Source organism: Elioraea sp. Yellowstone, assembly GCF_006704265.1.
Classification (GTDB): domain Bacteria; phylum Pseudomonadota; class Alphaproteobacteria; order Acetobacterales; family Acetobacteraceae; genus Elioraea.
Map to the genome: position 1 here is coordinate 1 of NZ_VIKA01000120.1, position 9,644 is coordinate 9,644.

Genomic DNA, 9,644 nt, shown 5'->3' on the forward strand with positions numbered 1-9,644 from the left:
GCTCAGGCCCGTGCGGGCGGCCCTGCCGGGCAAGCTGGTCCTGCACCCGGCGCTCGCCTGGGCGGCGGCGGCCGCGCTCGGCCTGCCGCACGGCGCGACCGCGGCGACCGTGCTGATGGCCGCGACACCGACCAGCCTCGGCTACTTCCTGATCGCGGGGGCGGGCGGGCAGGACATCCGCGCCGCCGCCGCGCTCTGCCTCTGGACGACCGTGCTCAGCCTGCCGACGCTCGCCGGCTGGAGCGCGGCGCTCGCCTACGCGTAATGCGGCTTCGCGTCGCGCGCATCCTCGGCGCGGCGGATGCTCTCGAGGATCAGCCGCTCGGCCACATCGGGGCCGGCCCAGTCGCCGAGCGTGACCGTCTTGCCCTTCTCGAGATCCTTGTAGTGCTTGAAGAAGTGCGCGATCTGGTCGATCAGGATCGCCGGCAGGTCGGCGTAGCTGCGGATGCCGGAATAGAACGGATGCAGCTTGTCCACCGGCACCGCCAGCACCTTCTCGTCCGCGCCCGCCTCGTCGCGCATCCGCAGCACGCCGACGGGACGGCAGCGCACGATGCAGCCCGGCACCAGCACCGCCTGGGTGACGATCATCACGTCCATCGGGTCGCCGTCCTCGGCGAGGGTGTGCGGGATGAAGCCGTAATTGCCGGGGTAGTACATCGCCGTGTGCAGGAAGCGGTCCACCATCAGTGCCCCGCTGTCCTTGTCGAGCTCGTACTTCACCGGCACGCCGCCCTGCGGGATCTCGACGATCACGTTCACGTCCTGCGGCGGGTTGCGGCCGATCGCGATGCGGCTGATGTCCACGGGAACCTCCTGAGGATGCCCGCGCGACGATAGCGGCGCCGGCCGGTCGGGACCACGGCCGCGCCGGGACGGAGAGGGCGGCGCCCGCGGACGCCGCCCTCCCGTGCACCCCGGCAGGCTGCGCTCAGCCGCGCCGGCGCGCGCGCGCGAGGCCGAGGCCGAGCAGACCCGCGCCGATCAGCGCGAGCGAGGCCGGCTCCGGCACCGAGGTCAGCCGGAGTTCGGCGATGTCGAAGCCGTCGCGGTCCGGACCCGTGTTCGGCGAGGCGTCGACCAGGCGCAGCGAGTTGAACGTCCCCGAGACCAGGGTCAGCACGTAGCTGCTGGTGGAGCCGTTGGCGACCACACCGAGCGTGGCGACCGCCGGTGCGAGATTGGTCACCGAGGGACCGCCGGAGACATGGCTGTTGTTCAGGTCGCCGATCTTGATCCACGAGCCGAGATCGGTGCCGAGCCAGAGCCCGGCGGTCTCCGGGTAGCCGGAGGTGCCGAAGGTCAGCTCGATGATCGAGCCCGAGGTGAGGGCGTAGTCGGTCGGCGTGACCAGGAAATCGATCTGGCCGCCGAGCCCGAGCGAGAGCATGGTGCCCAGGTTGTTGTCGAACATGTTGTTGATGTTCGACCGGGCGGCGAGCACGGGCGTGCCGTTGCCGCGCAGGCCCTGGGTGAGGTTGATGGCGGCGAACTCGGCCGCGCTGTCGTGGACGATGGTGCCGGCCTCGGCGGGGGCGCCGAGACCCATCGCCCCGGCGGCGACGGCCGCCGCAAGGATCGTCTTTCGCATTCGCAACTCCTCGAACACTGCCAGGTGGTGGCCGGGAAGTTCATGCAACCGTGATGCCAGGACTTCACTGCGTTGAACGACGCGGTTTTTCCGTTTTCCTGGTGCGACGATCGCGCCGGCTGTCAAGTTTTCCGACAGCATCTTGTGGCGGCGTCGCGATTATTGTCGCCTCCTGCCGGTCTGCATGCGGGGCTTGCGCGCCCCGCCCCGGCCCCGCATCACTGCGGCGGCGGGGCCGGTAGCTCAACGGTCAGAGCGGGCCGCTCATAACGGCTTGGTTGCGGGTTCGAGTCCTGCCCGGCCCACCGCCCGGGCCCTCAGCGCGCCGCGGCGCCGGCGTCCGCCCGCCGCGCCCCGCCATCGCGCAGCCCCCGCCAGAGGGCGAGCGCGAAGCCGCTCACCCCCTGCGGCATGTAGATGATGAACAGCACCAGGAGCAGCCCGTAGATCGTGCCGTCGAGCCCGTGCACGTCGTGCCCGACCGCGACGCGCAGCGTCTCGGCGAGCAGCAGCGTGATCACCGCGCCGACCGTCGGCCCGGCCTGCACGTAGAGCCCGCCCGCGATCACCGCGAACACGATCTGCAGCGAGATGCCGATGCCCGAGACGGTCTCCGGGTTGATGTAGAGCTGGTACTGCGCGTAGAGCGCGCCGCCGAGCGCGGTCATCGCCGCGCTCAGCATGGTGATCGCGAGCTTGGCGCGCGTCACGTCCACGCCGATCGAGGCGGCGGCGTCCTCGTCCTCGGAGGCGGCTTCGAGCGCGTAGCGCAGCATCGACCGGTCGACCAGGCGCCAGACCCAGAGCCCGCCCAGCCAGACCGCGAGCGCGAGGTAGAAGAACGCGCCGCGGTCGCCGAACTGCAGCGCGAGCAGCGAGGTGCCGCCGGCAACGCCCTCGACCGTCATGCCGAGCGAGCCGCCGGTGTGGTCGCGCAGCGCGACGATGGTCAGCCGCACCACCTCGCCGAGCGCCAGCGTGACCAGCGCGAAGTAGTGGCCGACGATGCGGAAGCGGAAGCACGGATAGCCGATCACGAAGGCCATCAGCACGGCGAGCGCGAGCGCGATCGGGATGCCGATCCAGGGCGCGAGCCCGAACGCGTTCCAGAGCATGGCCGTGACATAGGCGCCGATGCCGAGGAAGGCGCCGTGGCCGAGCGAGACCATGCCGAACCGGCCCATGATCGACCAGGCGGTGTAGACGAAGCCCCAGATCAGGATCGTGATCGCGAGATGCAGGTGGTAGTTGCCGAGCCCGACCAGCGGCACGGCGGCGAGCGCGGCGAGGCCGGCGAGCGGCGGCAGCCGGCGCGGCAGGGCGGCCCCGGCGCTCACCGGCTGAACAGCCCCTGCGGACGGACGAACATCATGACGATGAAGAAGGCGAAGGCGATCACGTAGCCCCACTCGACCTGGGCGTAGAACCCGCCCACCGAGATGAACTGCGCGAACACGAAGGCGGCGACGAACCCGCCCGCCATGTTGCCGAGCCCGCCCAGCACGCAGATCATGAAGGTGATCGGCCCGAAGGAGAGGCCGATCGCCGGGTGCACGTCGTACTGCAGCGCCAGCAGGGCGGCGGCGATGCCCGCCATGCCGCCGCCGATCGCCGAGGTGACGAGGTAGATCCGCCGCGGGTTCACGCCCATCAGCGGCATGATCTCGCGGTCCTGGCTGATCGCGCGGATCGCCGTGCCCAGATAGGTGCGCGTGAGGAACAGCCACAGCGCGGCGACGCCCGCGAGCGCGGTGGCGAAGGCGAGGATGCGGGCGAAGCTGAAGAACATCTCGCCGACCTCGACGATCGGCATGCGCAGCCCGAGATTGCGGAACTCGATGCCGAAGGCCAGGGTGGCCGCGGCCTGCAGGAAGAACAGCACCCCGCCCGTGACCAGGAGCTGGTTGATCGGCGGCGTGCCCAGCACCGGCTGGATCACCAGCACGTGCAGCGCGACACCGGCGAGCGCGACCAGCGCCACCGCCGCCCCGATCGCGACCGGCAGCGGCACGCCGTAGTGCACGAACAGCCACCAGATCGCGTACATGCCGATCATCACCAGCTCGGCGTAGCAGATCCACACCACGTCGATCACGCCGAAGACGAGGTTGAGCCCGAGCGCCAGCAGCGCCAGCACGCCGCCCAGCAGCACCCCGTTGATCACCGCCTCGATCAGGAAGATGTCGAACACGCGGTCCCTCCGTCAGAGGCCGAGATAGGAGCGGCGGATCGCATCCGAGGCGAGCAGTTCCGCCGCGCTGCCCGCGAGCCTGATGCCGCCGACCTCGAGCAGATAGGCGCGGTCGACCACGCGCAGCACCTGCTGCACGTTCTGCTCGACGATCAGCACGGTGTAGCCCTCGGCGCGGATGCGCCGGACGAGCTCGAAGACCTGCTGCACGATCACCGGCGCGAGCCCGGCCGAGGGCTCGTCCATGAGCAGGAGCCTGGGCCCGCTCATCAGCGCCCGGCCGATCGCGCACATCTGCTGCTCGCCGCCCGACATCGTGCCGGCGAGCTGGTCGCGCCGCTCGCGCAGGCGCGGGAAGAGCGCGTAGACGAACTCCAGCCGCTCGCGGAAGCGCGCCCGCGCCGCAGGCACGAAGGCGCCCATGCGCAGGTTCTCCTCCACCGTCAGGCGCGGGAACAGGCGGCGGTTCTCCGGCACGTGCGCGATGCCGAGCTCCACCACCTTCTCGGGCGGCACGTCGGCCAGCTTCACGCCGGTCATGACGATCTCGCCGGCGCTCGCCGGGATCAGCTTCGAGATCACGCGGAGCAGCGTCGTCTTGCCCGCGCCGTTCGGCCCGATCACCGCGACCGCCTCGCCCGCGCGCACCTCGAGGCTGACGTCGGAGAGCGCGCGGAAGCCGCCGTAGCCGGCCGAGACGCCGCGCACCTCCAGCATCGCCCCGCCGCTCACGCCGGCCGGTCCCCGGCGAAGGCGACGCGCTCGGCGCCGAGATAGATCTCGATCACCTTCGGGTCCTCGGCGACCGCGCGCGGCGTGCCCTCGGCGATCTTCTCGCCGTGGTCGAGCACGATCACGCGGTCGACCACGCGCATCAGCACCCCCATGATGTGCTCGACCCAGATGATGGTGATGCCCTTGTCGCGGCGGATGCGCCCGAGCATGTCGGCGGCCTGGTCCATCTCGGACTCGTCGAGCCCGCCCAGGCTCTCGTCGGCGAGCAGCAGCCGGGGCTGGGTGGCGAGCGCGCGCGCGAGTTCGAGCTTCTTCAGCCCCGCCGCGCCGAGCCCCGCCACCTCCGCCCGCGGGTCGGCGGGCAGCCCGACCAGCGCCAGCGCCTCCTCGGCCTGGGCCTGCGCGCGGGCGCGCGAGACCCGCTCGCGCTGGCCGAAATAGGCGGCGGTGACGACGTTCTCGAGGATGCCGAGGCGGCGGAAGGGGCGGGGGATCTGGAAGGTGCGGCCGATGCCGCGGTGGCAGATCTCGACCGGCTTCAGCCCGCCGATCTCCTCGCCCGCGAAGCGGATCGAGCCCTCGGTGGGGCGCAGCATGCCCGCGATCATGTTGAAGGTCGTGCTCTTGCCCGACCCGTTCGGGCCGATCAGGCCGAGGATCTCGCCCTCCTCGAGCGCGAAGGAGACGCGGCTGACGGCGGTGAAGCCGCCGAACCGGCGCGTCAGGTTCGCAACCTCCAGCATCATGGGCGGGCGTCGGGGGCGCGGCCCGGCGTGCGGCGGCCGCGCCGGCGCTCAGCGTGCGGCGTAGGCGTGGCCCGCGGGCAGCGGGATCACCGGGTCGACGGTCCGCAGGGCGCGCGGCCAGACGATCTTCGTCTCGCCGCCGATGTACTGCATCACCACCGGCGTCGAGCGCGCGTTCTGCCCCGCCATCGGGTGGCCCGGCGGGTTGAAGCGCACGCCGTAGCCCTGGATCGTGCCGCCCTCGGGGATGTCGGTCTCGAGCGCCGCCTTGCGCAGCGCCTCCGGGTCGATCCCGCCATGGGTGCGGATCGCGCGCGGCAGCACGTCGGTGAGGAAGATCCAGGTCTGGTTGAAGCCCATCGAGGTGTGCGGCGGCACCTCCTGCGCGTTCGTCTCGGCCTTGTAGCGGCGCACCATCTCGGCGGTGACCTCGCCGAGCCCAGGGGCGAGCGACTTCGGGTCGAGAAGCTGTGCCGCCACCGGATCGACGTTGAAGATGTAGTCGGCGTCCGCCCCGAAGGTCGCGCGCAGGCGGTCGATCTGGCCGTAGCCGGCGCCGTGGCCGATCAGCGCGCGCCAGCGCAGGCCGAGCTCGCGCGACTGGCGCAGGAACAGCGTGATGTCGGGGTTGTAGCCGGTGTGCAGGATCACGTCCGGCCGCTCGCGGCGGAGCTTGGTCACCAGCGAGGAGAGGTCCGGGGCGGTGGCGGCATAGCCCTCCTTCAGCACGATGTTCAGGCCGAGCTCCCGGCACTTCGCCTCGTTGCCGGCGGCAACCCCGGCGCCGTAGGGACCGTCCTCGTAGATGATCGCGACGCGCACGTCGCGCGGCTGGCGGCCGAGCTTCTCCTGCGCCACCTCGTGGACGAAGGTGCAGGAGGCCTCGCCGAACTGGTCGGAGTGCACCTGGGCGCGGAAGACGTATTCGAGGTTGCGGTCCTTGAACACCGAGGAGGCGACGCAGACATTCGCCCACATGAAGCGCTTCTGCGCGTTGACGCGCTGCGCCATCGGCACGCAGTGGGCGGAGGAGAACACGCCCATGATCAGGTCGACCCGCTCCTGTTCGAGCAGGCGCGTGGCCTCGTTGATCGCGACCTCGGTGCGCGACTGCGCGTCGGCGTAGATCGCGTTGATGCGGTACCCCTCGACCCCGCCGCGCTCGTTGATCATCTCGATCGCGTGCTTGGTGCCGATCGCCGCGGCGAGCGACCCGCCGGCGGCGAAGGGGCCGGTGTAGTCGTAGATCACGCCGATCTTGATCTCGCGCTGCTGCGCGGCGGCCGTGGCGGCGAAGGCGACCGCGGCGACGGCGCCGAACATCCAGCGGCGGTGGGCTCCCGGCATGCGTGTCCTCCCCGATCCCGTGCCGGGCGTTCCGCGCCCCGGCTTGGCGGCATGTTCGCGGGCGGGTCGGGCGGCTGTCAATCGGTGCCCGCCTCCGCCCTCCCGCCGGCGCCTCAGAGGTAGCGCACGACCGCGAACCCGCCCGCCAGCAGCACCAGGAAGACGATCGTGAAGAGCGTCAGCCGCCTCTCGATCACCGCCAGCACCGGCGGGCCCAACTTCGCCGCCACCAGCGCCACCATCAGGAAGCGCGCGCCGCGCGAGGCCACGCTCGCCGCCACGAAGGGCAGGATCGCCATCTGCACGGCACCCGAGGCGATGGTCGCGAGCTTGTAGGGGATCGGCGTGAACCCGGCGATCGCCACGACGATCCAGTCGTACGCGAGATAGAGCTCGCGGAAGCGCGCATAGGCGTCCTGCATCGCGTAGAGCTCGATGATCGGCACGCCCACCGCCTCGAACAGGCCCCAGCCGATCAGGTAGCCGGCGACCCCGCCGAGCGCCGAGCCCGCGGTGCAGACCAGCGCCGAGGCGAGCCACCGGTCCGGCCGCGCCACCGCCATCGGCGCGAGGATCACGTCGGGCGGGATCGGGAAGACCGAGGACTCGGCGAAGGCGACGATGAACAGCCACACCCGCGCCCGCGGATGGGCCGCAAGCGCGAGGACGCGGTCGTAGAGGGTGCGCAGGAAGGGAAGGTCCACGGGCGATCCGCCTGACGAGGGGCGGCCGGGACGTGCCACGCGACCGTGGCATCGGCAAGGCGCATGGCTCGCCTCAGCGCTATCGATTGGACGCGCCACTCCGCACCGCTAGGCTGGCGGTCCCATGCCCGTCCGCCTCCTCCTCGTCTGCGCGGTCGTGCTCTGCGCGCTCTCCATGGGGCTGAGGCAGAGCTTCGGGCTGTTCCTCGCGCCGATGACCGCCGCCCGGGGCTGGACCGCCTCGGCCTTCGCGCTCGCGATCGCCGCGCAGGTGCTGCTGAACGGCGTCTCCCAGCCGATGTGCGGCAACGTCGCCGACCGGATCGGCGGGCGGCGCGTGCTGATCGCCGGCTGGCTGCTCTACGCGGGCGGGCTGCTCGTGATGGCGCTGGCGGGCTCGCTCGCCGCCTTCTTCCTCGGCGCGGGGCTGATGCTCGGGGTGGCGGTCTCGGCCGCCGGATTCCCGATCGTGATGGCGAGCCTCTCGCGCCTGCTGCCGGCCGAGTGGCGCGCGCGCGCCACCGGGCTCGCCACCGCCGGCTCCTCCTTCGGCCAGTTCTCGGTGGTGCCGCTGGTGCAGCTCGGCATCGACGCCTTCGGCTGGCAGGGCGCGCTGGTCGCGATGGCGGCGGTGGCGGTGGCGGCGCTCCCGCTCGCGCTCCCGCTCGCCGACCGGCCGGCGCCGCCGGCCGAGGGCCGGCCCGTCGGCGCCGGCGCGGCGCTGCGGGAGGCGCTCGCCACCGGCCATTTCTGGTGCCTGTTCTGGGGCTTCTTCGTCTGCGGCGTGCACGTCTCGTTCCTGACCGTGCACATCCCGGGCTTCGTCGCCTCCTGCGGGCTGCATCCCTCCTGGGGGGCGACCGCGATCAGCCTGATCGGCCTGTTCAACATCGCGGGCTCGCTCGCCTCGGGCGAGCTCGCCGGACGGTGGCGGCGGCGCGAACTCCTGATGCTGATCTATGCCGGGCGGGCGGCGGTGATGGCGGCGTTCCTCCTCGGCCCCAAGACCGAGGCCACGCTCCTGCTGTTCAGCGCGGCGATGGGGGGCCTGTGGCTCTCGACCGTGCCGCCGACGGTCGCGCTGGTCGCGCGCCGCTTCGGCACGCAGTGGCTGGCGACGATCTTCGGCCTCGTCTTCCTCGGCCACCAGATCGGGGGGTTCACGGGCGCCTGGCTCGGCGGCGTGATCTGGGACCGCACCGGCAGCTACGACCTGATGTGGATCATCGCCATCCTGGCGGGCGCCTTCGCCGCGGCCGTGCACATCCCGATGCGCGACCCGCGCGTGCCGCTGGCCGCCCGCGCCGCCTGAGGTTCCGCACGCGCGCACGCTCCGCTACCTTCGGCGCCCCCGACCCCGTGCCGGAGGTCCGACGTTGCGCCGACTCCTCCTCGCCCTCCTCCTGTCGCTCGCCCCCGCCGCCGGGCAGGCCCAGTCCGAGCCGCACGCCTTCCTCTTCGGATCGTGGACCGGCGGGCTGATGCCGCCCACGCGCGAGGGGCGGACGGCGTGCCTCGCCCGGCCGACGGTGATCTTCACGCGCGACATCGTGCTGCACGTCACGCTGCTCGACCCGACCTACCAGGAACGCATCATCGAGACGGTGCGCGCCACCCCCGACGGGGTGGAGTTCCGCTTCCGGCCGGTCGCCCGCCCGCAGGGGCCGATCGCGCGGCTGGCCGGCGTGGGGTTCGGCTGCGGCGATCCGAACGTGCTGCGCGTGCAGCGGCTCGCGGGCGGCGAGATCGCGTTTCCCGGCTGCATCGACTTCCCCTCGCCGCTCGTCTCCTGCATGGACCAGTGATCATGGCGGCGCCCCGCATCGCGCTGATCCACGCGCTCCGCCTGTCGCCCCCCGCGATCATGGAGGCCTTCGCCCGGCTCTGGCCCGGGCCCTTCCTGATGAACCTTCTGGACGACAGCCTCTCGGCCGATCTCGCGCGCGCGGGAGGGCTGACGCCGGCGATGACCGAGCGCTTCCTCGACCTCGCCGCCTATGCGCGGCGCTGCGGGGCGGATGCGATCCTGTTCACCTGCTCGGCCTTCGGCCCGGCGATCGAGGCGGTGAAGGCGGCGCATCCGGGGGTGCCGGTGCTGAAGCCGAACGAGGCGATGATCGAGGCGGCGCTCGATGCCGCGCCCTCGGGGCGGATCGGCCTGGTCGCGACCTTCCGGCCGACCTTCGCCTCGATGCGGCCCGAGTTCGCCCAGGCCGCCGCCGCGCGCGGGATCGCGCTCGACCTGCGCGAGGGCTTCGCCGAGGGGGCGATGGCGGCGCTCGAGGCGGGCGACGGGGCGGGGCATGACGCGCGCGCGGCCGAGGCCG

At 72.2% G+C, this 9,644-nt stretch carries 12 protein-coding genes and 1 tRNA gene; 5 read left to right on the top strand and 8 right to left on the bottom strand.

The window, feature by feature from the left end; translation table 11 throughout:
* Window positions 1-265 (top strand): AEC family transporter (locus tag FK498_RS14385; protein WP_202614865.1); only part of this gene is annotated, 265 nt, incomplete at its 5' end.
* Here FK498_RS14385 and ppa read toward each other — a convergent pair.
* Entirely contained in the window at window positions 256-810 is a 555-nt protein-coding gene (ppa, locus tag FK498_RS14390) for an inorganic diphosphatase (RefSeq protein WP_141855689.1), read from the bottom strand. The two genes, FK498_RS14385 and ppa, sit on opposite strands and share 10 nt — an antisense overlap.
* Before the next feature lie 124 nt (window positions 811-934).
* Entirely contained in the window at window positions 935-1,594 is a 660-nt protein-coding gene (locus FK498_RS14395) for a PEP-CTERM sorting domain-containing protein (RefSeq protein ID WP_161988427.1), read from the bottom strand.
* Between the two features lie 232 nt (window positions 1,595-1,826).
* Here FK498_RS14395 and FK498_RS14400 point away from each other — a divergent pair.
* Window positions 1,827-1,899 (top strand) — tRNA-Ile (locus FK498_RS14400).
* Between the two features lie 12 nt (window positions 1,900-1,911).
* Here FK498_RS14400 and FK498_RS14405 read toward each other — a convergent pair.
* The 6 genes from FK498_RS14405 to FK498_RS14430 all read right to left on the bottom strand — a co-directional run bounded on the left by FK498_RS14405 (window position 1,912) and on the right by FK498_RS14430 (window position 7,317).
* A complete protein-coding gene (locus FK498_RS14405; RefSeq protein WP_237560957.1) occupies window positions 1,912-2,931 on the bottom strand; it encodes a branched-chain amino acid ABC transporter permease in 1,020 nt (339 codons plus the stop codon).
* Window positions 2,928-3,785, bottom strand: a complete 858-nt coding sequence (locus FK498_RS14410) for a branched-chain amino acid ABC transporter permease (RefSeq protein ID WP_141855696.1) — start codon at window positions 3,783-3,785, stop codon at window positions 2,928-2,930. Before FK498_RS14410 ends, FK498_RS14405 begins: the two co-directional genes overlap by 4 nt.
* Window positions 3,786-3,797: 12 nt before the next feature.
* Entirely contained in the window at window positions 3,798-4,502 is a 705-nt protein-coding gene (locus tag FK498_RS14415) for an ABC transporter ATP-binding protein (protein ID WP_141855708.1), read from the bottom strand.
* A gap of 11 nt (window positions 4,503-4,513) precedes the next feature.
* The gene (locus FK498_RS14420) at window positions 4,514-5,266 is read right to left on the bottom strand and encodes an ABC transporter ATP-binding protein (RefSeq protein WP_237560958.1); all 753 of its coding nucleotides are present in this window, start codon (window positions 5,264-5,266) and stop codon (window positions 4,514-4,516) included.
* Window positions 5,267-5,314: 48 nt separating this feature from the next.
* Complete coding sequence (locus tag FK498_RS14425) at window positions 5,315-6,613, bottom strand: ABC transporter substrate-binding protein (RefSeq protein ID WP_141855698.1); 1,299 nt, start codon at window positions 6,611-6,613, stop codon at window positions 5,315-5,317.
* A 113-nt stretch (window positions 6,614-6,726) separates the two neighbouring features.
* The gene (locus FK498_RS14430; protein WP_202614866.1) at window positions 6,727-7,317 is read right to left on the bottom strand and encodes a YqaA family protein; all 591 of its coding nucleotides are present in this window, start codon (window positions 7,315-7,317) and stop codon (window positions 6,727-6,729) included.
* Window positions 7,318-7,441: 124 nt separating this feature from the next.
* On the opposite strand from FK498_RS14430, the gene FK498_RS14435 reads away from it, so the two are divergent.
* From FK498_RS14435 to FK498_RS14445, 3 genes are all read left to right on the top strand, one after another.
* Entirely contained in the window at window positions 7,442-8,629 is a 1,188-nt protein-coding gene (locus FK498_RS14435) for an MFS transporter (RefSeq protein WP_141855700.1), read from the top strand.
* A gap of 64 nt (window positions 8,630-8,693) precedes the next feature.
* A complete protein-coding gene (locus FK498_RS14440; RefSeq protein WP_141855702.1) occupies window positions 8,694-9,122 on the top strand; it encodes a hypothetical protein in 429 nt (142 codons plus the stop codon).
* A 2-nt stretch (window positions 9,123-9,124) separates the two neighbouring features.
* Window positions 9,125-9,644, top strand: a 520-nt coding sequence (locus FK498_RS14445; RefSeq protein WP_141855704.1) for an aspartate/glutamate racemase family protein, incomplete at its 3' end; no start/stop codon positions are given.

Bases quoted from the DNA above. Each gene is read 5' to 3' on its own strand.
- FK498_RS14425 (WP_141855698.1), bottom strand. From the start codon at position 6,613: ATGCCGGGAGCCCACCGCCGCTGGATGTTCGGCGCCGTCGCCGCGGTC.
- FK498_RS14415 (WP_141855708.1), bottom strand. From the start codon at position 4,502: ATGCTGGAGGTGCGCGGCGTCTCGGCCGGCTACGGCGGCTTCCGCGCG.
- FK498_RS14435 (WP_141855700.1), top strand. From the start codon at position 7,442: ATGCCCGTCCGCCTCCTCCTCGTCTGCGCGGTCGTGCTCTGCGCGCTC.
- FK498_RS14395 (WP_161988427.1), bottom strand. From the start codon at position 1,594: ATGCGAAAGACGATCCTTGCGGCGGCCGTCGCCGCCGGGGCGATGGGT.
- FK498_RS14420 (WP_237560958.1), bottom strand. From the start codon at position 5,266: ATGATGCTGGAGGTTGCGAACCTGACGCGCCGGTTCGGCGGCTTCACC.